Raw genomic sequence first — 25,959 nt, forward strand, 5'->3', positions numbered from 1 at the left:
CCTGCACCGCAGTTCGCGTGCAGGACGAAAGGAGGGGAATTGCAGAAAAGGGCACGTTAAATCGTGCCGCCGAGGGAAATCCGGTAGTGCAAATCGACGCGCTCAATGGTTGGCAGGTTTTTGATTTTTTTAAGCAATATTTCGGCAACAACCTTGCCCATTTCAAAGCGCGGCGTAATAACGCTGGCCAGCAACGGCGTGGTAGCCAGCCCGATATCCAGCCCGTGAAAACCTGAAATTGCCATGTCATGCGGGACGCGGATGCCCAGTTTCAGACATTCCTGTAACACACCGACGGCAATATCGTCGTTGGTACACAAAATTGCATTGGTATGCGGATACAGCTGGCGCGCCATCGATAACATTCCGGCACCGATAGACACCGATGAAACCTTATTCGGCGTGATATGCACCGGCGTCAGCCCGCGTTCAGTCATTGCCCGGCTGTAGCCCTGATAGCGTTTCTGGTCACGCGCGTCTGACATCGAACCGAAATAAACCACATGCTCTTTACCGCTGGCGAGGAGCGTATTCGCCATGTCATATCCGGCCTGCTGATTATCAAAACCAACCGCAATACGGCCATTCTGATCGTCGAGATCCATCACCTGAGCGACCGGAATTTCAGCCGCATTCAGATACTTATCGGCTTTGAGCGTATGCACTGAATCCGTGAGGATCAGCCCTGCCAGCTGATAACCAAGCAGGTTGATAATGTGCTCTTCTTCGCGGTCCTTGCTGTAATCGTAATTCACCACCAGCGTCTGGTAGCCCTGCGCGGACGTCACGGACTCAATACCGGCCAGCAAATCGGAGAAAATCTGGTTGTTAAAAGAGGGCACCAGAATGCCGATGCGCGGCGCTTTGGCCGGTCCGCGGGCTTCTTCCAGCGGATAACCGACTTCTTCCATGACTTTGGTGATGCGCTCGCGGGTTTCAGGAGAGACTTTTTCCGGCGTGCGCAGAAAACGGCTGACCGTCATCTTGGTAACATCCGCCAGTTGGGCGATGTCCTGTAATGTCACGCGCTGGTTTCTCATGCGGGTTTCCCTGATTATTTCCCAAAATATATCCGATTATTGAAACAGAAAGCGCCGGAGATTGTTATCAAAATGATGATGATCACATCGGGAGTAACAGGGTTTTTTAACATTCTTCAAAGTGATCTGCATCACAGTTTGGCTGCCGGTAAACCGTTGTAGTGGGGCTAACTTTCCATAAGCAGCTTTTTAATAAGGCCAACGTCATGACAAATCTCTTCTCCCTGGATAATAAAAAGATTCTGGTCACCGGTTCCACGCGCGGTCTGGGTTTCCTGCTGGCGAAAGGGCTGGCGCAGCACGGGGCGGAAATTATCGTCAACGGCACGCAGCAGGATTCGACACAAAAGGCCGCTGAAGCGCTGCGTGCGGAAGGGTTTATCGCGCACGCCGTGTCATTTGATGTCACGAACAGCCAGGCGGTGAATCAGGCGATTGACCATATCGAAAAGGCCATTGGCCCGATTGATGTGCTGGTGAATAACGCGGGGATCCAGCGCCGCCACAAATTTACCGATTTCCCGGAAAAAGACTGGGACGACGTGATTGCGGTGAATCAGAAGTCTGTTTTCCTGGTGTCGCAGGCAGTCGCGCGTTACATGATCCAGCGCGAGCGCGGCAAGATTATCAATATCGGTTCGATGCAAAGTGAGCTGGGCCGCGACACCATTACGCCGTACGCCGCCTCCAAAGGCGCGGTGAAAATGCTGACGCGCGGGATGTGTGTCGAACTGGCGCGCTACAATATTCAGGTGAACGGCATTGCGCCGGGCTATTTCAAAACCGACATGACGCAGGCGCTGGTCGATAACAAAGAGTTTTCCGAATGGCTGTGCAAACGCACCCCAGCCGCGCGCTGGGGCAACCCGGAAGAGCTGGTCGGCGGTGCGGTTTATCTGTCATCGAAAGCATCTGACTTTGTTAACGGGCATCTTTTGTTCATCGACGGCGGAATGCTGGCCGCAGTTTAGTAAAGGAAAATTATGAGCAAAATTGCACTGGTCACCGGCGGTGGCAGCGGTATCGGGCTGAGCGCCGCGAAGTCGCTGGCGGGTATTGGGTTTACGGTCATTCTGGCGGGGCGCAATACACAAAAACTGGCGCAGGCCGTGGCACAGTTTGCACCGGGACAAGCGGTGGCGCGTCAGCTGGATGTGACCAGCCCGCAGTCGGTCTCCGCGCTATTTGCGGATATTCAGGAAACCTTCGGGCGGCTGGATTTACTGTTCAATAACGCCGGAAACAACGTGAAAGAGGTGCCCATTGATGAGCTTGCGCTAGAAGACTGGCTTTCGGTGATCAACACCAATCTGACCGGCGCATTTTTGTGTACGCAGGCGGCGGTAAAACTGATGAAACAGCAGTCTCCGCAGGGCGGCCGCATTATTAATAACGGCTCGGTTTCCGCGCAGTCGCCGCGTCCGAATTCTGCGCCTTACACCGCCAGCAAGCATGCGATTACCGGTCTGACCAAATCAACGGCACTTGATGGCAGGGCATTCAATATTGCGTGCGGACAGATTGACGTCGGCAACGCCGCCACGGATATGGGCAATAAAGCGCTGGCAGGCAGGATGCAGGCCGACGGACATATTGCCGAAGAGCCGGTCATTGCGGTGGAGCGCGTCGGTGAAGCCGTGGCTTTTATGGCCGGATTACCGCCGGGCACCAACGTTCTGACCATGACGGTGATGGCCAGCGCCATGCCGCTGGTCGGGCGGGGATAACGCTTTTCGCATTAAAAAAACGGCCCGAACCGGGCCGTTTTGCATTTCATCTTTCGTGATTATGCTTTTCTGACTTTACGCTTTCTGCCGAGCCAGAAAATCAGCACCAGCAGAATGATCACGCCGATGACCATCGCCGGCGCCATGAACGGTTGCAGTTTCGCCAGAAGTGTCACCGGGCCGCCTGCGCGTAATACCGCCACATCCTGCGCGCTGACCTGAACGCCCGCGTTGCCGTAGTTTTTCAGCACATAGTTGGAAATATCCGCAATCTGCTGATCGTCGAGCTGACCAACATACGAACCCACGCCAAATTTCGGCATCAGAACATGATGGTCGCCCACCTGGCGATCGACGCCGTAAAGAATGGCGGAGATCAGGTTCGACGCATTCCCGAGGCCGGTCGCGGTGTTGTTAAACAGCGACGGATACGCCTGATTCTTGCTGCCTGAGCCGTCCGGCTGGTGGCAGCTGGCGCAATATCCGCTGAACAGTGCTGCGCCGTTGTCGATAGTTTTGTTCGCGTTAAACGGATGCGCGCCGCGCAGGCCATCTTCCACATTCACCGGCTTACCGAAGGTATCTGCCGCCTGTGTATCGCGCTGATCGCGAACCGGCGTGCTGTTTTTCAGGTAGAAGGCAATCGCGTTCAGATCGGTGTCAGACATGTATTGCAGACTGTTTTGCACCGCTTCCGCCATACCGCCTGCGGCCTGATTTTTCCCGGCGGTCCGGCCTGTTTTCAGGTATTCCACCAGCTGAGCCTGCGACCAGTTGCCAATGCCGCTGACCGGATCAGAACTGATGTTCGGCGCGTACCACGGGCCGACCATGCCGCCCGCCAGCGGTTTGTCCGTCACCGAACCCATCATCAGGTTACGCGGCGTATGGCACGTATCGCAGTGCCCGGCACCGTTCACCAGATACGCACCCCGGTTCCATTGCTCACTTTTGGTCGGCTCCGGCTTAAACGGCGTGCTGTCGAGATACATCAGGTTCCAGCCCGCCATCGCAATACGCATGTTGAACGGGAACGGCAGGGCAGTTTCGGTATTTGGCTGTTCGACCGGCTTCACACCCTGCTGGAAATAGACATACAGCGCGTGCATATCGGCATCGCTCATATGGCTGTAAGAGGTGTAAGGCATGGCCGGATAGAGATTTGCACCGTCCGGACGCACCCCTTCGCGCACGGCGCGGGTGAACTGCTCTTCGGTGTAATTCCCGATACCAAACTGCTTCGACGGCGTGATGTTGGTGGTGTAAATCGTGCCCATCGGCGAATGGATTTCATATCCGCCCGCGAACGGTTTTCCACCCTCAGGTGCCGTATGGCAGGCCTGACAGTCTGCGGCGGTCGCCACTTCCTGGCCCTGACGGACGAGTTCAGCCTGATTATCCTGTGCGACGGCAAAACCGCTCAGGGACGCACTTAACAGGCAGGCGGTGAGAAGTTTTTTCATGCTGCACCTGCCAGTTTTTTCGACATGTCGTCTGCAGCTTTCAGCGCCAGCGCTGCCATGGTCAGCGTACTGTTCACCACGCTGGAGGACGGGATCGCGCCGCCGCCCGGTAACCACAGGTTGGCATGATCGTGAGTCCGGCAATCGCCGTTCACCACGGAATCCTTCGGATCGTTGCCCATAATCGTGCCGCCCATAATATGGTTGTTGGCGTTCAGGCTGGTGGTGATGTTGAATTCTTCCGCCATAAACAGCGAGCCGATGTGCTCAAGTTGTTTATGCGCCGCTTCCGCGCCTTTACGCACGTAATCGCCGACGTCGTAATGAATGTCCGGGCATGGCAAACCGTGCGGATCTTTACGGGTTTTGCTCAGCGTCAGGCGGTTATCCGGGTCCGGCAACGGCTCCAGGCTGATGGACAAGTCCACGCCGAAGATGGAACGGCGGCGGATTTCTTCGTCCAGCTCCTGACCCACCAGCCCCATCTGCAACGCTTTGGAGGTTGCCGGGATCACGCGGCTGATGTTGTTGAGGATCATTTTGTTGGCGGAATAGTCTTTGCGGAAATCACCGTCGCGCGGGCCGACCAGACAGCTGCTCTGCGCCGGGCCACGGCCAATCCACAGCGGCTCTTTGGCGATGAACGTACAGTGGAAACCGGAGTGGTCCATCATGTTACGGCCCACGTGATCAGAGGAGTTGGCGATGCCGTTCGGGTTTTTATCGTTGGCCGCCATCAGCAGCAGACGCGGAGTCTCGATGCCGTTACAGGCCAGCGCGAACACTTTGCCGGTCGCTTTGTGGGATTTTTTCTGGTTATCCAGCCAGTGAACCGCCGTCACATTGTTGTTTTCGTCGGTATCAATCTTGTAAACCACCGCCTCGGCCAGCACCACGGCGCCTTTGTTTTCAGCGCGTTCGACGTGTGCGATACCGTTGTACATCGCGCCAATCGGGCAGATTGGCTGGCAGTTGTTATTGCCGCAACAGGTCGGGCGGCCGTTCCACGGACGGGTGCTGCGCCCTTGCGGGATCGGCACCGAGCGGTAACCGTGCGGGTTCACAATCTCTGCAAAACGCGTGTCGCCATAGCCGTAAGGAACCTGTTCCATCGGGTATGGCTTGCTGCGCTCTGAAGGGGATTGCAGCTCAGGATCGTTCGGGCCTGCAACGCCGATTTCTTCTTCTGCACGGCAGTAATAAGGTTCGAGTTCGTCATACGAAATCGGCCAGTCGCGGCCCACGCCGTACAGCGTTTTCATTTTGAAATCGTTTGGGACGTGACGCCAGCAGGACGCCGCCCAGTGCCAGGTCGTGCCGCCGACGGTGCGCAGATAACCTTGTTTAAAGCTGCCCGCACTGGGGCCGGTCAGATGAACGTAGTTATTTTCCGGGAAGTACAGCGGGGCCGGGGCGTTTTCTGACTGCGGATACAGCCCCTGGAAATCAGAACCTGCGCGGTTATCGAACGGCATGTTGCGCCAGTTTTCGACGGCCTGCGCACGTTCGATGCGTAAACCGGCTTCCAGCACCAGAACGGAATAACCTTCGCTGACCAGCTGATCGGCAATCATGCCGCCCACGACGCCGGAACCGACAACAATCACATCAGCAGACGCATCGCCGTCTGCGGTAAATACGGGTTTTTTCATCAGGCTTTGCTCACATCAGATTCAGAAGTACGGGTAAAACGATCGGCATTCATGGACTCAGGCATCGCGGCATCAGGCGGCGCGGCGGTGAAGTACAGCGGGCCGTTACCGCAGTAGGTCGGCACAATCAGGCCGTCGCTGACCGGGCGATACATCAGCGCATCTTTATAAGAAACCAAAATGGAATCGGTTCCATGTCCGACCGTGCCGGTATACCAGGCTGTGACGATGCTCGTCACCAGTTCGGCCAGACCGTTCTGCTGCGCGGCTTTCTGCAAATCTTTCGCAGCCTGCCCCGGTTTAACCAGTGCATGCAGTTTGCTGACCTGAGCCGGGAAGTCAGGCTGAGAGCGGAAGAAGGCATTGAAAATCTGGGCAGAAGTTCCTTCACTGATATTTTTATGCTCGGTAATGGCCTGTGATACCAGATAGAACTGACCGAAGATGACCGGTGACTGCGTGGCTGTTTCTTTCTCAGCCTGGCTCAGGAAGGGAAAGCCGAGAAGGGTCGTTGCGACCATCGCGGAAGTCAGTCCTTTCAGCAGTTCGCGACGACTGAAACCGGTTCCATTTTCGGTGTTATTGCTTGCCATGATTGAAGGATCGTTTTCCATCTCATTTCTCGCTGGGATTGGGTGTGAGCTAAATAACTCAGGATTTGCTTATCTGATTCTTATTATATGTCGCTAATGTCGAGACTTATCAGCAGGTTGATGATGTCCTGGGGTCTCTGCGATAGGGTATACCAGTAATAACGATGCGGATGATAAGCCAAAGAAGAAGAAATTGTGCAAACAAATTGTGCGGATTTATTAACATTAGATCCAGATTTTAACGTATGATGCGACGCCGTGAATTTTGTAACCAACTGGTTCATTTCAAAATGAAATTAACACCATGAAGCGCGGTGTGAAAAGTCAGGATTGATTTTAACTGTCTGATTTTATGCTTTTTATTCACGTTTATGAGACATTTCATATCCTCAATTTGTATATTAAATGTAAATAAAAATGCAATGAAAAGTAGCGTCATTTGATTAAAATGGTTGTGAATCAAGACTAAAAAGGTTACAAATAAGCCAAAATGAGATCTGCCTCTCAGATTCATCGGGAGCAGACATAAAAATAGCTGGGTCTGTGAGCTTGCGCTGGAATGACGTTAATTTAATGTTAATTATTTGAGCGAGAAGTGGGCAAAGCAAAGTCTGTCGGCTATAACTTAATCAGTGCAGTTGTAGCTATTTTGTAAAAATATCGTGTAGATAATTGGTTAACATCATTGTCTGGGGAACCACGTGAATAATATCCAACTTTCGGTAGTACATCGTTTGCCGCAAAGTTATCGCTGGTTGTCAGGTTTTGCCGGTATCAAAGTTGAACCGATTCCGCTTCCTGGTAACGATGAAGATAACAATCTGATCGGCCTGAAACTGCTGAGCCATGAGGGCGAATTTGCCTGGCAGGTGATGCACCAGTTAACTGATGCCTTAGAAGATATTCAGGTTAAAGCGGCGATTGTTGAAATCGACGGCGAACCGTGTTTATTCGTCCACCGTGAAGATGAAAGCGCGACCCTTTGCTGCCTGAAAAATATCGGCGCGGCGATCGCGGAATCTGTCACCGCACTTTATCCATTCTGAACCGCCTGATCACAACGTCAGGCGATTTGCTCCTGCGAATCGAACGCATCTGACGCACTCAGCAATTCACGGGTGTAAGGCTGCTGCGGCGCGGTAAAAATCTGCTCGCAATCTCCCTGTTCGACCACTTCCCCGTTCCTGAGCACCAAAAGCTGGTGACACAAAGACCGGACGACATGCAAATCATGGCTGATAAACAGATAAGTCAGGCCGTGACGTTGCTGAAGTTCGCTCAGGATCGCCAGAATCTGCGCCTGCACCGATTTATCCAGAGACGATGTCGGTTCATCCAGAATCAGCATTTCAGGCTGTAAAATCAGGGCGCGGGCGATAGCAATACGCTGGCGCTGACCGCCGGAGAATTCAGTCGGATAACGGTGACGGCTCTGCGGATCCAGCCCGACTTCCTGCATTGCCCGTATCACTTCCTGTTCGCGCTCCTGCGCACTTACTTTCCGGTGAACCAGCAAACCTTCCGCAATAATCTGCTCCACGGTAAACCGCGGGTTCAGCGCTGAGAAAGGATCCTGAAACACGACCTGTATCCGGCTGCGGAAGGGCAGCATTTGCTTGCGCGAAAACGTGTGCAGCGGCTGGCCGTCAAACCAGATTTCGCCCTGAGATTTCATCAGGCGTAAAAGCGCCAGCCCGGTCGTGCTCTTTCCTGAACCTGATTCGCCCACCACGCCGAGGCTTTCGCCACGCCGCAGCTGAAAACTCACCTGATTTACGGCGTGTTTAACGCCGACGGTTCGGCGCAGGAGGCCGCGCTTGACGGGAAAGCCCACATCCAGGTTTTTCACGTCCAGCAAAACGGCAGGTTCCCCTTTCAGCGGCTGCGGGCGCCCCTGCGGTTCGGCCTGCAACAGGTGTTGCGTGTAAGGATGCTGAGGCTGGCTGAAAAGGGTGGCACGCGGCTGCTGCTCAACCAGACGCCCTTGTTGCATCACGGCAACGTTATCCGCCAGACGTCGCACGATGCGCAGGTTGTGGGTGATAAACAGCATCGCCATGCCCATTTCCTGCTTCAGTTCGTCGAGCAGGGATAAAATCTGCGCCTGAACGGACACGTCCAGCGCCGTTGTCGGTTCATCGGCAATCAGCAGTTTTGGCTTTGTCAGCACCGCCATGGCAATCATGACGCGCTGGCGTTCGCCGCCGGAAAGCTGATGCGGGAAATCCCGCAGACGGGAAGCCGCCTGACGGATACCCACACGATCAAGGCAGCTTAGGATTTCGCTCCGCGCGGCATCCCCCCGCAGACCACGATGCAGCGTCAGCACCTCGGTCAGCTGCTTTTCAAGCGTATGCAGCGGATTCAGTGAAACCATCGGCTCCTGAAAAATCATCGAAATCTGGTTACCGCGGATCTGGCGCAGGGCCGTGCCGTCGGCTTTGAGCAGCGACCGGCCTTCAAAGAGAATATCTCCTTGCGGATAGACGGCGACGGAAGGCAACAGGCGCAGCACGGACAGCGCGGTCACACTTTTGCCGGAACCGGATTCGCCCACCAGCGCGAGCGTTTCGCCCGCGTGAATATTCAGGGACACGTCGCTGACCACTTCACGCTGCTGATTTCCCTGACGGAAAGCCACGCTCAGGTTGCGGATTTGCAGTAAAGAGTCCGTCATCTCAGAGCGCCTCGCCGTGATGTGCCGAAGGGTTGAAGGCGTCGCGGACCGCTTCACCGATGAAAATCAGCAAGGACAACAGGGACGCCAGCACGACAAACGCACTGATACCCAGCCACGGTGCCTGCAAATTGTTTTTGCCTTCCATCAGCAATGTGCCCAGCGAAGGCGAACCCAGCGGCAAGCCGAAACCGAGGAAATCCAGCGACGTCAGCGTGGTGATGGAGCCGCAAAGAATAAACGGCAAATACGTCAGTGTGGCAACCATCGCATTGGGCAGCATATGACGCCACATAATAGCCCGGTCGCTGACGCCCATCGCCTGTGCGGCGCGGATGTAATCAAAATTACGGGTGCGCAGGAATTCGGCGCGCACGACGCTCACCAGCGTCATCCAGCCCGAAAGCACGGTAATCAGCAACAGCCACCAGAAATTGGGCTGCACCACGCTGGCCAGAATAATGATCAGGAACAGCGTCGGAATGCTGGACCACACTTCGATAAAACGCTGCCCGAGCAGGTCGATAAGCCCGCCGTAATAACCCTGCGTGGCACCGGCAATAATGCCGATGACAGAGGTCAGGACGGTGAGGAAAATGCCGAAGAACAGCGAGATCCGTAAGCCATAAAGGATCTGCGCCAGCACGTCGTGCCCGTTGCTGTCGGTGCCCAGCCAGTTTTTCGCCGAGGGCGGGGAAGGGAAGGGCTGCGTGGTCGAGAAATTAATCGAGTTATAGCTGCTGCGTACCGGCGCCCAGATGGCCCAGCCGTGATCTTCCAGCTGTTTAAGCACAAACGGATCCTGATAATCCGCGGGCGTTTCCAGCTCACCGCCAAACGTGGTTTCGCTGTAATTCACCATAAAAGGCACATACCAGTGCCCCTGATAACGCGCCAGCAGCGGCTTGTCGTTGGCGAGAACGTTGGACAGCAGCACCAGAACCAGCAGAACCATAAAGATCCACAGGGACCAGAATCCGCGACGGTTCTGGCAAAAACGTGCCCAGCGCGCCTGAGTGACAGTGCTGAGTTTGAAGAGTCTCACGGTCATCAGTGACGGCCCTCGAAGTCGATACGCGGGTCAACCAGCGTGTAAGTGATGTCGCTGACGATATTGAGCAGCAAGCCAATCAGCGTGAAAACGTAAAGCGTGCCAAAAATCACCGGGAAGTCGCGCTGGACGATAGCGTCATAGCCCAGCAATCCTAAGCCTTGCAGGGAAAACATCACTTCAATCAGCAGGGACCCGGTGAAAAACATGCTGATGAACGTGGCCGGGAAACCGGCAATCACCAGCAGCATGGCGTTGCGAAAGACATGGCGGTACAAGATCTGCTTTTCATTCAGCCCTTTCGCCCGCGCGGTCACGACGTACTGTTTGCTCACTTCATCCATAAAAGAGTTCTTGGTCAGCATGGTCAGCGTCGCGAACCCGCCAATGACCGTCGCCAGCACCGGTAATGTGACATGCCAGAGATAGTCGGTGATTTTCCCGTACCACGGCAGCGTGTCGAAGTCAGGAGACGTCAGGCCGCGCAGCGGGAACCAGTCGAGATAACTGCCGCCGGTAAACAGAACAATCAGCAGGATGGCAAACAAAAACGACGGTACGGCGTAGCCGATAATAATGAATGAGCTGCTCCAGGTATCAAACCGTGAACCGTTGCGCACCGCTTTGCGGATGCCCAGAGGGATCGACACCAGATAAATAATCAGCGTGCTCCACAAACCGATGCTGACAGACACCGGCAACGCGCTTTTCACCAGCCCCATGACGGTTGAACCGCGAAACAGACTGTCGCCAAAATCAAAGCGCACATAGCTGGAGAGCATTTCGAAATAGCGGACGTGCAGCGGTTTATCAAACCCAAAGCGATGGGTAATTTCTGCGATAACTTCAGGATCCAGCCCGCGTGCACCGCGGTACTGGCCTTCACCAAACTGGGCCACGCCGGGTGACGCTTTTCCGTTACCGCTGTAACCGGCAGAATTCGGTAACCCGCTGGATTGCCCCATTTCTATCGCCGCTATGGCCTGATCTACCGGGCCGCCGGGCGCAATCTGCACGATAAAAAAGTTAATGGTGATGATGGCCCAAAGCGTTGGGATCACCAGAAGCAGTCGTCTTAAAAGATAAGCGGCCACATTGTGCTCCTCAACGGCGTTGTGCAGGCAGACGCGCTGCACGGTTCATGTCATACCACCACGTATCCAGCTCCAGTCCGTTGGCCGGAGCGATCGCAGGCATCGAAAATTTATCCCAATAGGCATAGCGTTCGTGATGGGTGTACCACATCGGGATCATATACATATTCCATGTCAGCACCCGATCCAAAGCATGGCCGAGCGACAGCAGCGCGTCCGGTTTGCCCTGGTTAGCGGCAATCTCATCGGTGAGTTTGTCGATGGCCGGATCGCTCACGCCCGGTTTGTTGTAGGTGGAATCCAGATATTTGGTGTTCCAGTAAATCTGTAAATCGCTGCTCGGGTAAGACATCGCCGGATAAACCGTCGGGATCATGTCGTAATCGCGCTGGCGCATGCGGCGGACAAACTGAGAATTGTCGACTTCACGAATCGACATTTTGATGCCCAGACGCTGCAAATTATGCTGGAACGGCAGGACATACTGCGAGTTACCGCCGCCGGGCAGCAGGAGTTCAAAGGTAAACGGCTTGCCGGTTTTGCTGTTGACCAGCACCTGATTTCTGACTTCCCAGCCGGCTTCTTTAAGCAGCGCAGTCGCCTTCAGCAGATTTTCCCGGTCATTGCCGGAGCCGTCCGTACGCGGTGGTTTATACAGCGCGCTGAACACTTCAGCCGGAACCTGTTTCTTGAGCGGCCCGAGCCACGCCAGTTCTGCTACGTTCGGGTAATCTTTCGCAGCGTACTCCGTATTCTGGAAATAACTGTCAACGCGCTGATAGGCATCGAAGTAAAGCGCCCGGTTCATCCAGTCGAAATCAAAGGCCAGCGTCAGGGCTTCGCGCACCTTGCGGTCGGCAAACTGAGGGCGGTGAATGTTGAACGCCAGCCAGCGCGTATCCTGCGCGGCCTGATTTTCCTCATCGGCCTTCACGATAAAGTTTTTGCTGAAATTCCCGCCCTGATATTGCGTTGACCAGTTCTTCGGCGAGGTTTCCATTCGGAAATCAAATGCGCCGGATTTAAAAGCTTCAAGGGCAACATTATCGTCAAGATAGTAGTCGTAGCGGATCGTATCGAAATTATAACGACCCCGGTTCACCGGCAGGTTGGCGGCCCAGTAATCCGGCACGCGCGAGTAAGTGATGTACTGGCCGAGCTTGTAATCGCTGATGCGATAAGGGCCGCTGCCCGGCGGTGGTGTGCTCAGCGGCTCATTGAATTTATGTTTTTCCCAGAATGCTTTGGGCAGGATCGGCAGGCCGAGCAGCCCCAGCATCATGTCCTTGTCGGCTTTCGGCAGCACCATGCGTACCGTCAGCCGTGAGATGGCTTTTACTTCCACACCTTTATAAACCACGCGGAACTGCGGAACGCCTTCCGTCATGAATTTCTTGAACGTGAATTCGACGTCGCTGGCGGTGATCGGCGTGTTGTCATTGAAACGGGCGCGGGGATTGATATCCACTTCCACCCAGCGGTACTGGCTGTCGTAACGGGCGGAATCGGCAATCAGCGGATAGTAGCTGCCGATTTCATCACTTGATGTCGTGAAAAGCGGGTCATACAGCGAACCGCTGCGCACCGCCGGATTGCCGCGGGAAGCGAAGCGGTTGAAATTGTCATAAGTGCCGATGGCAGCCAGCGTGATCTGCCCGCCCTTCGGCGCGGCGGGATTGACGTAGTCAAAACTGGTGAAGTTTGAGACATATTTCGGTTCGCCTAAAATAGCGAACGCGTAGCTGTCTTGTATGACCTCGGCCTGTGCGCTGAGACTCAGCAGGCACAGCGCAACGGCAAGCACGCGAGAAAACATCCTGGATCTGCACTCCTGTGATGACGACAGCATGGCGCGGACATGATTGCCGCAGGCTATTGTTCAGTGGTAATCAATTGATCGCTAAGACCTTGTAACACACCAGCCTCAGGTTTCATCCCTGATTTCGGCCTTTTTATCACACTCAGGGGCAGACGGCGAAGAGAAAAATGGAACAAAAGGTATAGCACTGATACAGATTAAATCTGGTAAGTCGCTTCTTTCTCATTGAAATCGCGGATGAAATTCATCAGTTCACCGATGCCCAGCGGTTTGCTGTACAGATAACCCTGAAGATAGGTGACGCCGTGATTACGCAGATATTGCGACTGCAACTCGGTTTCAACACCTTCTGCCACGGTCTTGAGTTTCAGCTCTTCGGTGAGCTTAAGGACGGTATCCAGCACCGGCGCAATCAGCGTTTTCTGGTCAATGGACATCACGAATCCGCGATCAATTTTCAGGTAATCAAGCGTGAACTTTTCCAGATAAATCAGCGCGCTGTGCCCGGTACCGAAATCATCAATGGCAATCTCAATATTGTGGTGGCGCAGCCAGTTGAATTCCCGCAGCGCGCCTTCAGTATCGATCATTCCACGTTCGGTAATTTCGAAAATCACCTGAAACGCGTTCTCCGGTAACGCCTCGATAAAATTCAGCACGTCGTCATGAAAGCTGACCCTGCTCATGTGGTGCGGGGAAATATTGATGCTGAGTTTAGATTTTTCAGGTAACGCGTGTTGCAGCTGGTGCGCGTCTGCGGCGACCATCGACATCATATGCTGGGTCAGTTCGACAATCAGACCCTGCGTTTCGGCGTAACCGATAAAGATATCCGGCGGAATGCGCCCTTCAATCGGATGTTGCCAGCGCAGCAGGGCTTCCAGACCGGTGACTTTCAAACTTCTGGATTCAATGACCGGCTGGTATTCCACGAAAAATTCTTTGTTTTTAAGGCCACGAAGAATTTCACGTTCGACGTTGTGCCGGTTGAGCAGGCTGAAATAGATCAGCGCACACACCAGCAGGCTGAGCAGCAATCCGCCGAGCAGGGTGAAACGAATGTTGTCGCCGGTCAGGGAAGGGGAGTACAGGCGCAGCGTGAACGGGAGATCGCCGGGGTTCACTTCGGTGAAATGGCTGTGCGGTAGCTTGCTGACCGGAATCAGTCCTTCTTCGGAAGAGATCAGCGCGCTGTCACCGATTAGCAATGCAAAACCGCGATAGCCAGTGCCGGGCAGTGCAAAAAGCATATATGGCGAGAGAGTCAGTTCCAGCGTGGCGATCACGCCATCGTTCGATGCGCCGGGATTACGCTGCCAGACAATAATCACCGGGCGATTGGGCACTGCCGGGGTGCCCATTTGTAAATCAATGCTCATCATTTTATCGAAATCAATATCGTGAAGTGAGCTTGTGGCCGAAATGTTCTGGTTACCGGAAGCGGAAGAACAGAAAACCATGCCGTTGCGCACCAGCTGGAAATCGCGGACACCGATGCTGAACGCGGCATCGCGGTTAATTTCACTGGCAACGGAAGGGCAGGATTCCGACGTCAGCAGACCAATCCTGCGCATTGTGTCGGTGAGCTGATGAAAATAACGGGAGCTGAACTGTGAGGTTCTTTCTGCAATCTGCCCCTGCTCGCGGGCATTGTTGGCTTTGATCACGGTCAGCGTGACAATAATAAACAGAATAAAGAACAGCACTGAAAAAAGGAGGCTTCGTATCAAATAACGGCGCTTGGGCAATACGGTGTGTGTCAGCGCCGTTCGTAAACCCATGTGTTTTGCCCTTTTTCTCGCGAAAGAAATAAAAGTATAACGTAGATAAAAAACACCAGACCCTTAATACACTTTATTACAGGCATAAAAAAACGCCATCCGGAGATGACGTTTTTTTATTCGCTTGGTATAGGACAACAAGAATTAAATCATGCGGTAACGGAATCAGCCGTTAGCCAGAACTCGTCTTGCTTCGCGGTACCGTTTATTCCAGTAAGTCTCGTTCAGGTTCGAAATCATCACACCAGCGCTGGTGGAAGCATGAACGAACTGATCATTACCTAAATAAATTCCGACATGGCGCCCTGTTGAGCCCGCACCGAACAATACCAGATCACCCGGGCGCAGTTTAGAACGCTGGATTTTCTTACCTTTTTCTTCCTGTTCATACGTCGAACGCGGAAGGTCCATACCAAATTGTTCGCGGAATGTTACCTGGACGAACGCTGAGCAATCGATACCACGCTTGCTGTCACCGCCTAACCGATAACGAACGCCTTTCCAGCCAGCGTACTGATCCATAATTTTGGATTTAACGTTGACGTTACGAACCATTGCTTCGAATTCATCCTGAGAGGCTTGCAGTAGAAGACCGTCTTTGTCATTTACTGCACGCATATCAGTTTGTGCGTTTTCTGTGTTCGAAGAATGTGTACCACTACACGCAGAAAGAATAATTGCTGCGCCAATCGCGGGAATTAACCGCGTGATATATCTCAGAAACGGTTGAGACTTGACCATTATTGTTGTTATCCCTTGCTGTCCTTAACGATGAAATCGTTATTAAAATTACCAAACCAAGCGAGACTACCTGCCGCGATCAGATGGGACAAACACCTAACGGGCAAAATGTGCGTCAGAGCACGTTTTTTCCTTCAAACCGGGTGTTTTTGCCACATTTCTGTTCAAGCGTTTTGGAGATTACCGTAATGAATAAGGGATTGCGAGAGGTTTTACGGGATTTTTTATAAGAAATTGTGATGTAAGCTGATGTAAGTAAAGATGTTAAAAAGGATGGGCGATTTTTATACTAATTTGGGTTAAAGCCGCATCGCAAGCGGGTTTTCAAGCAATAATTTAGCAAAGTATATCTGGGAATTGTCTGGAAAAAAGTTCAGGCAGAACAAAACGTTCTGCCTGATCATAATTAAATTATATGTATGGAAAAATCAGGCTGGCTTAATAGGATTTTTTTTACCGGGGAGTTTTCTCTCCAGCCAGTTAATCAGCAAATCACTGGCGGGCGTCATCAGCCACCAGCTTGCCCCGACCAGCACCACAGACAGCGAACCCACCACGATATCCGTAAACCAGTGCGCCCCGATCATTACGCGCGGCAGCGAGAAGATGGCGGTAATCACCAGCGCAATCACAAATGCCGTCTTGCTCAGATAGCGCAGCATGAAGCAGGAGAAAATAATCAGCATCATACCGTGGTCGCCCGGGAAGCTGTCTGCGGACGAATCTTTGGTCGGGATCCCGGTCAGCTGGCTGACGCGGTTAACGCCCTCAAAACTCAGCGACGGGCTCTTATGGCTTACCGGCAGCAAATGCCCGAGCTGATTGAGCACCACGGCGGTGAGCAGCATCACAAAGCCAATAATGACGTAACGACGGCGGCCGGCGTTATCTTGTTTCAGGAAGTAGCTCAGATAAAGCACTCCCATTGCCAGCAGGGAAATCACGTCGAAAGCACGGTTATTGGTCACCGCGACCAGATGCAGGAACCAGGCGTCCGTCGTCAGATGACGGTTAAAGAAGAAGAAAATCGATTTATCAATTGGGAACCAGAAACCGTGGTTTGCAGGTAAGTAGAAAGATAAGAAAAGAGCAACGCCTAATACGTTGAGTATCAGGATTGCTGGAATATTTCGGCGCCACATAGCAGGAAGCCCTATTGTTAGCAGGATAAGTATTAATTTAGTCAGCGTTAACTTAATCGGTTTAACTTAAACGAACCTTCAACAAAGTGGATTGTAATGTGTTCCATTGTGCTTTATCGCGAGTAATCAGCTCAATTCTGCTGTCTGAGGGCGCCATTGGTTTGGTTTCAATACTCAGGTCATTACCCTGACGATTTACCAGCAACGTCCCTTCTTTAATACGCAGAATGCCTTTCACGCGGTCGACCGGTGCCAGACGTGCCCAGTCGAGAATACCCGCGGTATCAAATACGGTTTCAGCATCAAAAATCCACCCGCAGCTGGTGTAACCGTCGGCTTCGTTCAACGCACGACGCCAGCGCTGTGTTTCCGGCAGGCTCAGAGCGGCCAGCCCGCGCACCGGGGCGTGCGCATGATGATGCTTACCCGAGGGCAATTCGGCCAGATTCAGACGGGGTAAATCGAGCAACACCGGGTCAATCTCACCCTGAGAGGCAATCACCAGCTGACGTCCGCCGCCGTTCAGGCTGAACCAGGCTTCCAGTGCCTGATTGTCCTGCGTCTGCGCCACATCGGATTTATTGGCGACAATGACGTCTGCCGCAGCAAGCTGATCGCGGAAGTTTTCATTATCGATGACGCGCTGATCGCTCAACTGGCGGGGATCCATCAGGCATAACGTCGCGTTGAGCGTCAGCCAGTCTTTGTAAACTTCAGACGTTAATAAAGAAAGGATCTGCTTCGGATGGCCCAGCCCGGTAGGTTCAATCAGCAGACGGTCAGGTTTTGCCTGCTGCAATAACATATTGAGGCCCACCTGCATCGGGAGGCCATTCACGCAACACATACATCCGCCGGGAATTTCTTTCAGCACTGCACCGCTGTCGGCCAGCAATGCCCCGTCAATCCCGACTTCCCCAAATTCATTGACCAATACAGCCCATTTTTCTCCCTCTGGCTTCTGAGCCAGCAGATGGCGCAGCGTCGTCGTTTTACCGCTGCCCAGAAAGCCGGTAATCAGGTTGGTTTTGGTCATTTTCATAGGTCCTTTTCATAAATTTACACGTCAATGTGCAATGCCGACTTAAGAAAATCCAGCGCTGTGCCGATGGATAACATGGATTGCTTAGTTTTAACGTCGCGGCACCCAATTATTTTGAGCGGACAGGTGCTAATTGGTTTAGATGTATTAATGTTAAATGGATGTATCGTGAATTTTAAAAATGTAAATTCAAATGAGGTGTTGCCATGAACAGAATCAAATGGGTACTGTTTTTGGGAGTTTTGGCCTCAGGGATGATGCAGTATGCCAGCGCGGGATCAACCGGTACTATCCATTTTTATGGCGCAATTGTTGAAGGTGGATGTAACTTCAAAACCGGTGGAAGTCAGCTTGTCAGCAGCTGTGAGCGGGGCGCTGCGAAAGTCACGCAGGCGCGTCAGATCAGCGCGACGAATCCACTTTCTTTCAGCCTTCCACTGTCTTTAGGTCACGTCACGACGCAACAGGTGAACAAGAATCCACATCTGGCGCTGATGACGGTGTCGTACAATTAAAGCCGCAAAAAAACGATGAGCATTTCTGATTAGTTCATCACCGGTCATTTTTGCCCGGACAGTGTCAGGGTAAAGTGGCCCGACAACTTAGAAAACTGGCTGACCCAATTTTGATCGGGTCGTCAGTTTTCCTCTCTGGTTCTTCCCCTTTGTGCCCACATGTTATAATTTCCCCTCCTGTATCAGGCATCCGGAACGCTGAAAAAGCCGTTTCAGGTGTAGGACCAATTTCATAGCATCACCAGCGGGGCGACATTATGCGACTTTATCAGGAGATTGGCGGCCATCTGCGCCGTGATATCCATGCCGGAAAATACGCCCCTGGCGACCGCCTTCCTCCGGAACGTGATATTGCTGAATCTTACTCGGTGAGCCGCAGTGTGGTGCGTGAGGCACTGATTATGCTCGAACTTGAGAAGGTCGTTGAAGTCCGCAAAGGTTCCGGTGTTTACGTGCTGCACCAGCCTGATGTGTTGCCGCAGGAAGACGCGGACAGAGGTTATGGGCCGTTTGAACTGTTGCAGGCGCGGCAGTTGCTGGAAAGCGAAGTGGCGGCATTTGCGGCCATGCAGGCCACCAAAACCGACATTCTGCAAATGCGTGATGCGATTGAAGCGCAGCGAAGCTGCATTGCGCGCGGTGTTTCGGATGACGTGGAAGATCAGCGTTTCCACGCCCTGCTGGCGCAGGCATCTCAAAACAGCGTACTGGTAAAACTGGTGGACGATTTATGGCAGATTCGCCAGCGCAGCTCGATGTGGGAAGGGATCCACCAGCACGTCGGGGATAAAAACTACAGCCAGATATGGCTGCTGGACCATCAGGCGATCCTTCAGGCGGTTTTACGCCGTGATGCCAAAGCCGCGAAACAGGCCATGTGGCAGCATCTGGAAAACGTAAAAGATATGCTGCTGAAAGTCTCGGATGCCGATGACCCGTCTTTTGACGGCTTCCTGTTTTCGTCAGTGCCTTCGGAACTGAATGACTGATCCTGCTCCACAATAAGAAACGGCTGCCGGAGCAGCCGTTTCTTTATACGATGGATTTTCAGCCCACGTATTTCGCGACGGTTTTCTTCGCGCCAACCCTTTGCAGGTCGGCATAAGCATTCAGAATAGCCTGCACCACTTTTTCTTCCTGCGGCAATTGCTCACCGAATACGCCCGTCAGCGCAAGCAGCGCTTTCACACGGGGTTCGCCATCAGCGGTAGATGCCACGATTTCAGCTAAGGTTTCAGCCATCGGATCTTTAATCTCGATAGGCTGACCCGCATCATCCGTTCCGCCGATATAACGCATCCAGCCCGCAACGCCGAGCGCCAGTAACTCGTAAGAACCGCCGTTTTTCACATGCCAGCGGATGGAGTCGAGCATACGTTGCGGAAGCTTCATCGTTCCGTCCATGGCGATTTGCCAGGTGCGGTGTTTCAGCGCCGTGTTGCAGTAACGGGCAATCAGGCTGTCGGCATAAGCGGTGAGATCGACACCTTCTACGCTCAGCGTTGGTGCCTGTTCTGACAGCATCAGGCGATGGGCTGCTGCTTTATAATTCGCATCTTCCATGCAATCGTTGATGTGCTGATAACCGGCCAGATAACCGAGATAGGCCAGGAACGAGTGGCTGCCGTTCAGCATCCGCAACTTCATCTGTTCAAACGGCAGAACGTCGGAAACCATCTGCGCACCGGCTTTTTCCCAGTCCGGGCGGCCTGCAACAAAGTGATCTTCCACCACCCACTGAATGAACGGTTCGCAGGCAATGCCGCACGGGTCAGTCACGCCGCCCAGCGCTTCGGTGATTTCTTCCAGCGTGGTGTCCGTGGCCGCCGGAACGATACGGTCAACCATGGTGCTTGGGAAAGAAACGTTCTCAGTGATCCACTTCGCCAGTTCGGCTGAGCGGGCTTTCGCCATACCCAGAACGGCGTTTTTGACCACCAGACCATTTTCAGGAATATTGTCGCAACACAGTACGGTAAAGCCTGGCAGGCCGCGCTCATGGCGCAGACGCAGGGCTTCCACTAACACGCCGGGCGCTGTGCAGGGTGCCTGACCACCGGCCAGATCCTGCTGAATTTTTGGGTTTTGCAGATCCAGCTCGCCGGAGCCGGGTTCAATGCAATAGCCTTTTTCGGTGATGGTCAGTGAAACAATCGCTACCTGCGGCTCGGTCAGTTTTGCCAGCACGGCATCCAGCCCGTCGATCCCGCCGTGGACCGACTCATGCGCTGAGCCGACGATAATGGCCTGATTCCCTTCGGCGCCTTTTTCCAGCACGGTAAAAAGATGATCCTGCCCGCGTAAGCTTTTGATTAATGACTCATTGCCAAACAGGCTGACTTCACAGATCCCCCAGTCGCCACCTTGCTGATTTAACACCCGGTTGGTCAGCAATGCCTGATGGGCGCGATGGAAAGCACCAAATCCGAGATGAACAATGCGGCTTTTCAATGCGTCACGATCATAACCAGGTAATGACACTGCTGCTGGCAGGGACGCTGTGGCAATAGTTTTCATGCAATACTCCAGGCAAGTCAGAAATAATGAAATTGGTCAGGCCAAATTGGGGCAGTTTACCCGTAAGCTGAAAATTATGCTGGATAAAGCGACGATTTAAGCCGAAATCAGGCTTTAGAGTGTAAAGTCATATGATAGAAAGGGGAATTGGTAAGTCCAGACAGCCACTCGTTTTGTGATGCAGATCGAGTGTCTGAGATATTTGTGATGAGAAAACCAGGGTGAAAAAAAAGGAACGCCGTGGCGTTCCCTTTAAAAAGCGGGGCAACTGACCTTAGTCAGCGCGGCCCATATAACGACGTTCAGCAATATGGATGCGGATTTTGTCGCCGGAGCTCAGATATTCTGGCACCTGAATATTCAGGCCGGTAGCCATCACAGCCGGTTTAGTACGTGAGCTTGCCGACGCACCTTTGATGCCCGGCGCGGTTTCAACGATTTCCAGATCTACCGTCTGTGGCATTTCCAGCGCCAGCAGCTGGCTGTCGAGCGTCAGAACCTGCATACCCTGTAAACCTTCTTCAGGAATGAACAGCAGCTCTTCTTCAATCTGTGCTTTGTTGAAGGTGTAAGGTGTGAAGTCTTCGTCATCCATAAAGATGTACTCATCGCCGTCAACGTAGGAGAAATTCACCTTACGGCGGGTCAGGGTCACGGTGTCGAGAATGTCGTCTCCCTTGAAGCGTTCTTCCACTTTGCCGCCGGTACGCACATCGGCGAAACGCATTTTGTATAAGGTGCTGGCACCACGGGCGCTCGGGCTCTGCACATCAATGTCTTTTACCAGCAGCAATTTGCCGTCGTAGTTCACAACGAAGCCGCGTTTAATTTCGTTAGCACGTGCCATATAAATAACCTGTCAGCAGAGAGAATAATAATTTGCGACACGTTACCCGCGCCGCTGATTTCAGGCAAGCAGATAGCGTAAAAAGAGTCGGGAAAACCCGCTTTCTGACGCAATTTTAGTGGTCTGCCTGCCGACATTAAAAATGTTCGATATACAGTGTTAAAGAGTAGTAAATATTTCGCTGGTGGCGGTGTTGCGCGCCTGCTATTGTCGCGCCTCAAAATGTGGCCTGAGGAGGCTGATAATGGACTGTCGTACCGATTGCGGAGCCTGTTGCATAGCGCCTTCAATTTCCAGCCCGATCCCCGGAATGCCGGACGGCAAACCCGCCAACACCCGCTGTATTCATCTGGCCGATAACTTCCTGTGCCAGATTTTCACCTCGCCGCTGCGGCCAAAAGTTTGCGGCAGCCTGCAGGCCAGCCGCGAAATGTGTTTCACACACCGCGACCAGGCGCTGACTTATCTCATCAAACTCGAAGCCGATACCGCGCCTTAAACTGCTGCTTCCGGCGTTTCTTCCGCTGGCTTATCGACGTTTTTCACATTCCAGATGCACGCAACCGCGCCCACGACCATCACCAGTGCGGCGTAAAACACCGCGTGATACGTCCAGAACTGCGCAATCACGCCCGCCAGTGAACCGGCGAGGATCCAGCCTGCACGGGTGGAATTGGTGAACAGCGTTGTTGCCGCTCCCGCCTGACCCGGCATTAAATCCTGAAAATACAGCATGCCGATACCGGCCAGAATGCCGATGAAAATGGCGTTCAGCAGCTGTAAAGCAATCATCGCTGCGGCTCCGGTCGTAAACAAAATACAGGTGTAGAAAATCACTCCCGCCAGCACGGCAAAGCGCATCAGGAAACGCTTACCTAACTGTTTTGCCAGATATCCGGCAATCAGCATGGTCGGGATTTCGAGACAGGCGGCGCTGCCCATCAGCACGCCGGCCAGCTTCTCAGGCAAGCCCAGCTCGCGCACCACGTACAGCGGCATATTGATCAGATAAATACTGTTGGCCGCCCACATCAGGGAGCAGGCGATAAACAACATCAGCGTATCGCGGCGGTTGCGGCGCGGGGCTTCCAGTGTGGCGGTCGTTTTGATGTGTGCTTTAGGCATGGAAGGCAGGAACATCCAGACCATTGCGCCACACAGCAGAAATGCCAGCGTGGCGGCGCAATACATGAAGGTAAATCCGAATCCCATCGACAGGGCGAAAGCAAGCGGCGGCCCGACAACCCAGGCCAGAGAAACCTGTGCGCGCAAAATAGAGCTGAACATCACGGCTTCGCGCCCGGTTTTTTCGGAATGCTCGCGCGCAAGGGCAAACATTTGCGGGTTGGCGGTGGAGCCGAAACTCGACAATAAAACGCCGATAAACAGCAAAATAAAGTAGTTACGGTTGAAGGCGAAAAGCACACACGCCAGCGCGCCCAGAATGCAGCAATACAGGATCAGCGTTTTGCGGTCACCGCGCTTATCCGACCAGGTCGCCAGCAGCTGGCTGACGAAAATGCCAATCACGGCACTGCCGGTAAAGAAGATGCCGACCATGAACGGGCTGACGTGCACCTGAGAAGTCAGAAACAGGCTGAGCGTCGGGGTCTGAAGGGCACCGGCAATTCCTGTGAGAAAGGCGATGATCAAAAAAGCAGTCGACGTCATGTCGGGGAAGCGGCGGGCTGACGTTGTAGAAATTCGCATTAGATAGCTGAACCAGAGTGAAGAGAAGGAGGACGAAATTTGCGCGAATGTTACGACAGTTTAAAAAAAACAAAAACAGGTTTTGATCATCAAAAATGTAAACCGGAGTGTATTTGCCATACTGAATAATAAAACCGCACATTGTGTCAAAAATAACCCAAACCGGCAGCCGTCCGGTCACAGGAGGTCATCCACTCAAACCCGTCAGCTGACTTCAGCTAAACTGTTTTTGGCCGCTTCAGCCTGACTTCAGCATTTGCGTTAAGTCACGGGCTTCAGGGCGTCGCAAAAAAGGAAACTGTGCGTGGCATCAAAAAATTGTTACGCCAAATCAGGGAAAGCTTGATTTAAAAACAGGCCGGATTGAGACTCCTTGAAACGTTTCAGCGTTGTCAGTTTCTCTTCTGAAATTTGATGGCGCTCCTTTTTTCTCAGTAAAGCTGAAACGATTCAATTTCAGCAGGAGAGGAGAATTATGTTCCAACTGTCACAGCAAGATATTCATCTCGGTGCGGCTGCCAGCGATAAGCAGGAAGCAATTCGCCAGGTCGCAGCAGCACTGACTCAGGCTGGCCGTGTCAGCGAAGGCTATGTAGACGGCATGTTAGCGCGTGAGCTGCAAACTTCTACCTACCTTGGCAACGGCATTGCTATCCCGCACGGTACCACCGATACCCGTGATCTGGTGCTGGATACCGGCGTCCAGGTTTTCCAGTTTCCGCAGGGCATCGCGTGGGGCGAAGGGCAGACTGCTTATGTCGTTATCGGCATCGCAGCGCGTTCTGATGAACACCTCGGTTTGCTGCGTCAGCTGACGCACGTCTTAAGTGACGACAGCGTGGCTGAGCGTCTGGCAAAAACAGATTCAGCTGAAGAACTGCGCAGCCTGCTGATGGGCGAGAAAAATGCCGCTGAATTCCTGTTTGATACCCAGCTGATTGCTGTTGATGTGGCGGTGGAAAGCCTGATCACATTGCAAGCGCTGAACGCAGGCCGTCTGCAACAGGTGGGTGCCGTTGATACCGCTTTCGTCAGCGATGTTATCAGCCGTAAACCCCTGAATCTGGGGCACGGTATCTGGCTGAGCGACAGCACGGAAGGCAACCTGAAAAGTGCTGCCACCGTCAGCCGTGCGCAGCAGGCGTTTGATCTGGCCGGTGAAAAGGTTTCTATGCTGCTGACGATTTCTGTCGCAGATGACCAGCCGCTGGACGTGCTGAATTACCTGAGCGATCTGCTGATTGCCAATAAAGCTGAACGCTTGCTGACGGCAGATGCCGTTGGCGTGCTGGCATTGCTGACCAGCGAAGTCGAAGAACAAGCCAACGTGCTGACGGCTGAATTCGTTATCCGTAACGAACATGGCCTGCATGCGCGTCCGGGCACGGCATTAGTGAACGTGATCAAACAGTTCAGCAGTGAAATCACCGTAACCAATCTTGATGGCAGCGGTAAACCTGCCAACGGCCGCAGCCTGATGAAAGTCGTGGCGCTGGGCGTGAAAAAAGGTCACCACCTGCGCTTTACCGCCAGTGGTGAAGATGCAGAACTGGCATTAAAAACCATCGGCGAAGCGATTGCCGAAGGTCTTGGGGAGGGCGCATGAGCCGTCGGGTCGCCACAATTACCTTAAATCCTGCGTACGATTTAGTGGGCTATGTGCCTGAAATCGAACGCGGTGAAGTCAATCTGGTGCAGACCACCGGTCTGCACGCCGCCGGTAAAGGCATCAACGTTGCGAAAGTGCTGAAAGATCTCGGCATCGACGTCACCGTTGGCGGCTTCCTGGGCAAAGAAAATCAGGACGGCTTCCAGTTGCTGTTCAGCGATCTGGGCATTGCTAACCGTTTCCAGGTCGTCAATGGCCGTACACGTATTAACGTCAAACTGACCGAAAAAGATGGCGAAGTCAGCGACTTCAACTTCTCCGGCTTCAATGTGACGCCTGCTGACTGGGAACGTTTCGTGACGGATTCCCTGTCCTGGCTGGGCCAGTTCGACATGGTCGCCGTGAGCGGCAGCCTGCCAGCGGGCGTTGATCCTGACGCATTCACTGACTGGATGAAACGTCTGCGCGCGCAGTGTCCATGCATCATTTTCGACAGCAGCCGTGAAGCACTGGTGGCCGGTCTGAAAGCTGCACCGTGGCTGGTTAAACCTAACCGCCGTGAACTGGAAATCTGGGCTGGCCGTAAATTGCCGGAACTGAGTGACGTGGTAGAAGCTGCGCACGCCTTGCGTGATCAGGGAATTGCCCACGTGGTGATTTCTCTGGGTGCTGAAGGCGCATTGTGGGTTAACGCCTCCGGCGCGTGGATCGCCAAACCGCCAGCCTGTGAAGTTGTCAGCACCGTCGGTGCCGGTGATTCCATGGTCGGTGGCCTGATCTACGGCTTGCTGATGCGCGAATCCAGCGAACATACGCTACGCCTGGCAACGGCTGTTGCCGCACTGGCTGTCAGCCAGAGTAATGTCGGTGTCACCGATCGTCCGCAGCTCGCGGCGATGATGGCCCGTGTTGATCTGAAACCCTTTTAATCCGCAGGAG

The 25,959-nt window shown here is 53.4% G+C and carries 23 protein-coding genes; 8 read left to right on the top strand and 15 right to left on the bottom strand.

Features of this window, described 5'->3' with window-relative positions; translation table 11 throughout:
• Positions 1 to 56: 56 nt before the first annotated feature.
• Positions 57 to 1,040, bottom strand: coding sequence for a LacI family DNA-binding transcriptional regulator (locus IV433_RS00185; protein ID WP_195812918.1), 984 nt, complete (start codon positions 1,038 to 1,040; stop codon positions 57 to 59).
• A gap of 206 nt (positions 1,041 to 1,246) precedes the next feature.
• On the opposite strand from IV433_RS00185, the gene idnO reads away from it, so the two are divergent.
• Together idnO and IV433_RS00195 are read left to right on the top strand one after the other, a co-directional pair.
• Positions 1,247 to 2,011, top strand: a complete 765-nt coding sequence (gene idnO, locus IV433_RS00190) for a gluconate 5-dehydrogenase (protein WP_195812917.1) — start codon at positions 1,247 to 1,249, stop codon at positions 2,009 to 2,011.
• 12 nt (positions 2,012 to 2,023) lie between these two features.
• Positions 2,024 to 2,767: an SDR family oxidoreductase gene (locus IV433_RS00195; protein WP_195812916.1), complete on the top strand. Its 744-nt coding sequence runs from the start codon at positions 2,024 to 2,026 to the stop codon at positions 2,765 to 2,767.
• Positions 2,768 to 2,826: 59 nt separating this feature from the next.
• Here IV433_RS00195 and IV433_RS00200 read toward each other — a convergent pair whose 3' ends face one another.
• The 3 genes from IV433_RS00200 to IV433_RS00210 are packed head-to-tail and all read right to left on the bottom strand — an operon-like array spanning position 2,827 to position 6,496.
• Positions 2,827 to 4,230 (bottom strand): cytochrome c, encoded by a 1,404-nt coding sequence (locus tag IV433_RS00200; protein WP_195812915.1) that lies wholly within the window; start codon positions 4,228 to 4,230, stop codon positions 2,827 to 2,829.
• A complete protein-coding gene (locus IV433_RS00205; protein ID WP_195812914.1) occupies positions 4,227 to 5,882 on the bottom strand; it encodes a GMC family oxidoreductase in 1,656 nt (551 codons plus the stop codon). The genes IV433_RS00200 and IV433_RS00205 overlap by 4 nt, the downstream gene beginning before the upstream one ends.
• On the bottom strand, positions 5,882 to 6,496 hold the full coding sequence (locus tag IV433_RS00210; protein WP_195812913.1) for a sorbitol dehydrogenase family protein: 615 nt from the start codon (positions 6,494 to 6,496) through the stop codon (positions 5,882 to 5,884). Before IV433_RS00210 ends, IV433_RS00205 begins: the two co-directional genes overlap by 1 nt.
• Positions 6,497 to 7,176: 680 nt before the next feature.
• Between IV433_RS00210 and IV433_RS00215 the strand changes: the two genes are divergently transcribed.
• Positions 7,177 to 7,521: a YejG family protein gene (locus IV433_RS00215; protein ID WP_015689537.1), complete on the top strand. Its 345-nt coding sequence runs from the start codon at positions 7,177 to 7,179 to the stop codon at positions 7,519 to 7,521.
• A 17-nt stretch (positions 7,522 to 7,538) separates the two neighbouring features.
• Here IV433_RS00215 and yejF read toward each other — a convergent pair whose 3' ends face one another.
• The 8 genes from yejF to IV433_RS00255 form a co-directional block, all read right to left on the bottom strand.
• Positions 7,539 to 9,152, bottom strand: a complete 1,614-nt coding sequence (gene yejF / locus IV433_RS00220; RefSeq protein WP_195812912.1) for a microcin C ABC transporter ATP-binding protein YejF — start codon at positions 9,150 to 9,152, stop codon at positions 7,539 to 7,541.
• A 1-nt stretch (position 9,153) separates the two neighbouring features.
• Positions 9,154 to 10,203 carry an ABC transporter permease gene (locus IV433_RS00225; RefSeq protein WP_195812911.1) on the bottom strand — a complete coding sequence of 350 codons (1,050 nt, stop codon included), beginning with the start codon at positions 10,201 to 10,203 and terminating at the stop codon, positions 9,154 to 9,156.
• Complete coding sequence (gene yejB / locus IV433_RS00230; protein WP_195812910.1) at positions 10,203 to 11,297, bottom strand: microcin C ABC transporter permease YejB; 1,095 nt, start codon at positions 11,295 to 11,297, stop codon at positions 10,203 to 10,205. The genes IV433_RS00225 and yejB overlap by 1 nt, the downstream gene beginning before the upstream one ends.
• A gap of 10 nt (positions 11,298 to 11,307) precedes the next feature.
• Entirely contained in the window at positions 11,308 to 13,113 is a 1,806-nt protein-coding gene (locus IV433_RS00235; RefSeq protein ID WP_195812909.1) for an extracellular solute-binding protein, read from the bottom strand.
• 200 nt (positions 13,114 to 13,313) lie between these two features.
• On the bottom strand, positions 13,314 to 14,897 hold the full coding sequence (locus tag IV433_RS00240; RefSeq protein ID WP_229893148.1) for a cyclic di-GMP phosphodiesterase: 1,584 nt from the start codon (positions 14,895 to 14,897) through the stop codon (positions 13,314 to 13,316).
• 165 nt (positions 14,898 to 15,062) lie between these two features.
• The gene (gene mepS, locus IV433_RS00245) at positions 15,063 to 15,638 is read right to left on the bottom strand and encodes a bifunctional murein DD-endopeptidase/murein LD-carboxypeptidase (protein ID WP_152324316.1); all 576 of its coding nucleotides are present in this window, start codon (positions 15,636 to 15,638) and stop codon (positions 15,063 to 15,065) included.
• Positions 15,639 to 16,066: 428 nt separating this feature from the next.
• Positions 16,067 to 16,780: a phosphatase PAP2 family protein gene (locus IV433_RS00250; RefSeq protein ID WP_195812908.1), complete on the bottom strand. Its 714-nt coding sequence runs from the start codon at positions 16,778 to 16,780 to the stop codon at positions 16,067 to 16,069.
• A 61-nt stretch (positions 16,781 to 16,841) separates the two neighbouring features.
• Positions 16,842 to 17,816: a CobW family GTP-binding protein gene (locus IV433_RS00255; RefSeq protein ID WP_195812907.1), complete on the bottom strand. Its 975-nt coding sequence runs from the start codon at positions 17,814 to 17,816 to the stop codon at positions 16,842 to 16,844.
• Between the two features lie 212 nt (positions 17,817 to 18,028).
• On the opposite strand from IV433_RS00255, the gene IV433_RS00260 reads away from it, so the two are divergent.
• Together IV433_RS00260 and IV433_RS00265 are read left to right on the top strand one after the other, a co-directional pair.
• Positions 18,029 to 18,337: a hypothetical protein gene (locus IV433_RS00260; RefSeq protein WP_195812906.1), complete on the top strand. Its 309-nt coding sequence runs from the start codon at positions 18,029 to 18,031 to the stop codon at positions 18,335 to 18,337.
• 257 nt (positions 18,338 to 18,594) lie between these two features.
• Entirely contained in the window at positions 18,595 to 19,326 is a 732-nt protein-coding gene (locus IV433_RS00265; RefSeq protein WP_195812905.1) for a GntR family transcriptional regulator, read from the top strand.
• Positions 19,327 to 19,384: 58 nt separating this feature from the next.
• On the opposite strand, the gene IV433_RS00270 is transcribed toward IV433_RS00265, so the two are convergent.
• Complete coding sequence (locus IV433_RS00270) at positions 19,385 to 20,854, bottom strand: mannitol dehydrogenase family protein (RefSeq protein ID WP_195812904.1); 1,470 nt, start codon at positions 20,852 to 20,854, stop codon at positions 19,385 to 19,387.
• Positions 20,855 to 21,128: 274 nt separating this feature from the next.
• Positions 21,129 to 21,701 (bottom strand): elongation factor P-like protein YeiP, encoded by a 573-nt coding sequence (yeiP, locus tag IV433_RS00275; protein WP_152324310.1) that lies wholly within the window; start codon positions 21,699 to 21,701, stop codon positions 21,129 to 21,131.
• Positions 21,702 to 21,945: 244 nt separating this feature from the next.
• Here yeiP and IV433_RS00280 point away from each other — a divergent pair, with 244 nt between their 5' ends.
• Positions 21,946 to 22,200 carry a YkgJ family cysteine cluster protein gene (locus tag IV433_RS00280; protein WP_101076044.1) on the top strand — a complete coding sequence of 85 codons (255 nt, stop codon included), beginning with the start codon at positions 21,946 to 21,948 and terminating at the stop codon, positions 22,198 to 22,200.
• Here IV433_RS00280 and IV433_RS00285 read toward each other — a convergent pair.
• Positions 22,197 to 23,411: a sugar efflux transporter gene (locus tag IV433_RS00285; RefSeq protein ID WP_195812903.1), complete on the bottom strand. Its 1,215-nt coding sequence runs from the start codon at positions 23,409 to 23,411 to the stop codon at positions 22,197 to 22,199. The two genes, IV433_RS00280 and IV433_RS00285, sit on opposite strands and share 4 nt — an antisense overlap.
• A gap of 475 nt (positions 23,412 to 23,886) precedes the next feature.
• Here IV433_RS00285 and fruB point away from each other — a divergent pair, with 475 nt between their 5' ends.
• Together fruB and fruK are read left to right on the top strand one after the other, a co-directional pair.
• On the top strand, positions 23,887 to 25,017 hold the full coding sequence (fruB, locus tag IV433_RS00290) for a fused PTS fructose transporter subunit IIA/HPr protein (RefSeq protein ID WP_195812902.1): 1,131 nt from the start codon (positions 23,887 to 23,889) through the stop codon (positions 25,015 to 25,017).
• Positions 25,014 to 25,949, top strand: coding sequence for a 1-phosphofructokinase (gene fruK / locus IV433_RS00295; RefSeq protein WP_056778537.1), 936 nt, complete (start codon positions 25,014 to 25,016; stop codon positions 25,947 to 25,949). The genes fruB and fruK overlap by 4 nt, the downstream gene beginning before the upstream one ends.
• Positions 25,950 to 25,959 lie beyond the last annotated feature (10 nt).

Source organism: Rahnella laticis, from assembly GCF_015644585.1.
Classification (GTDB): domain Bacteria; phylum Pseudomonadota; class Gammaproteobacteria; order Enterobacterales; family Enterobacteriaceae; genus Rahnella; species Rahnella laticis.

What these genes read in the sequence shown, in the direction of transcription:
- IV433_RS00185 (WP_195812918.1), bottom strand. Translation starts at nt 1,040, where the DNA reads ATGAGAAACCAGCGCGTGACATTACAGGACATCGCCCAACTGGCGGAT.
- idnO (WP_195812917.1), top strand. Translation starts at nt 1,247, where the DNA reads ATGACAAATCTCTTCTCCCTGGATAATAAAAAGATTCTGGTCACCGGT.
- IV433_RS00195 (WP_195812916.1), top strand. Translation starts at nt 2,024, where the DNA reads ATGAGCAAAATTGCACTGGTCACCGGCGGTGGCAGCGGTATCGGGCTG.
- IV433_RS00200 (WP_195812915.1), bottom strand. Translation starts at nt 4,230, where the DNA reads ATGAAAAAACTTCTCACCGCCTGCCTGTTAAGTGCGTCCCTGAGCGGT.
- IV433_RS00205 (WP_195812914.1), bottom strand. Translation starts at nt 5,882, where the DNA reads ATGAAAAAACCCGTATTTACCGCAGACGGCGATGCGTCTGCTGATGTG.
- IV433_RS00210 (WP_195812913.1), bottom strand. Translation starts at nt 6,496, where the DNA reads ATGGAAAACGATCCTTCAATCATGGCAAGCAATAACACCGAAAATGGA.
- yejF (WP_195812912.1), bottom strand. Translation starts at nt 9,152, where the DNA reads ATGACGGACTCTTTACTGCAAATCCGCAACCTGAGCGTGGCTTTCCGT.
- IV433_RS00225 (WP_195812911.1), bottom strand. Translation starts at nt 10,203, where the DNA reads ATGACCGTGAGACTCTTCAAACTCAGCACTGTCACTCAGGCGCGCTGG.
- IV433_RS00235 (WP_195812909.1), bottom strand. Translation starts at nt 13,113, where the DNA reads ATGTTTTCTCGCGTGCTTGCCGTTGCGCTGTGCCTGCTGAGTCTCAGC.
- IV433_RS00240 (WP_229893148.1), bottom strand. Translation starts at nt 14,897, where the DNA reads ATGGGTTTACGAACGGCGCTGACACACACCGTATTGCCCAAGCGCCGT.
- mepS (WP_152324316.1), bottom strand. Translation starts at nt 15,638, where the DNA reads ATGGTCAAGTCTCAACCGTTTCTGAGATATATCACGCGGTTAATTCCC.
- IV433_RS00250 (WP_195812908.1), bottom strand. Translation starts at nt 16,780, where the DNA reads ATGTGGCGCCGAAATATTCCAGCAATCCTGATACTCAACGTATTAGGC.
- IV433_RS00255 (WP_195812907.1), bottom strand. Translation starts at nt 17,816, where the DNA reads ATGACCAAAACCAACCTGATTACCGGCTTTCTGGGCAGCGGTAAAACG.
- IV433_RS00260 (WP_195812906.1), top strand. Translation starts at nt 18,029, where the DNA reads ATGAACAGAATCAAATGGGTACTGTTTTTGGGAGTTTTGGCCTCAGGG.
- IV433_RS00265 (WP_195812905.1), top strand. Translation starts at nt 18,595, where the DNA reads ATGCGACTTTATCAGGAGATTGGCGGCCATCTGCGCCGTGATATCCAT.
- IV433_RS00270 (WP_195812904.1), bottom strand. Translation starts at nt 20,854, where the DNA reads ATGAAAACTATTGCCACAGCGTCCCTGCCAGCAGCAGTGTCATTACCT.
- yeiP (WP_152324310.1), bottom strand. Translation starts at nt 21,701, where the DNA reads ATGGCACGTGCTAACGAAATTAAACGCGGCTTCGTTGTGAACTACGAC.
- IV433_RS00280 (WP_101076044.1), top strand. Translation starts at nt 21,946, where the DNA reads ATGGACTGTCGTACCGATTGCGGAGCCTGTTGCATAGCGCCTTCAATT.
- IV433_RS00285 (WP_195812903.1), bottom strand. Translation starts at nt 23,411, where the DNA reads ATGCGAATTTCTACAACGTCAGCCCGCCGCTTCCCCGACATGACGTCG.
- fruB (WP_195812902.1), top strand. Translation starts at nt 23,887, where the DNA reads ATGTTCCAACTGTCACAGCAAGATATTCATCTCGGTGCGGCTGCCAGC.
- fruK (WP_056778537.1), top strand. Translation starts at nt 25,014, where the DNA reads ATGAGCCGTCGGGTCGCCACAATTACCTTAAATCCTGCGTACGATTTA.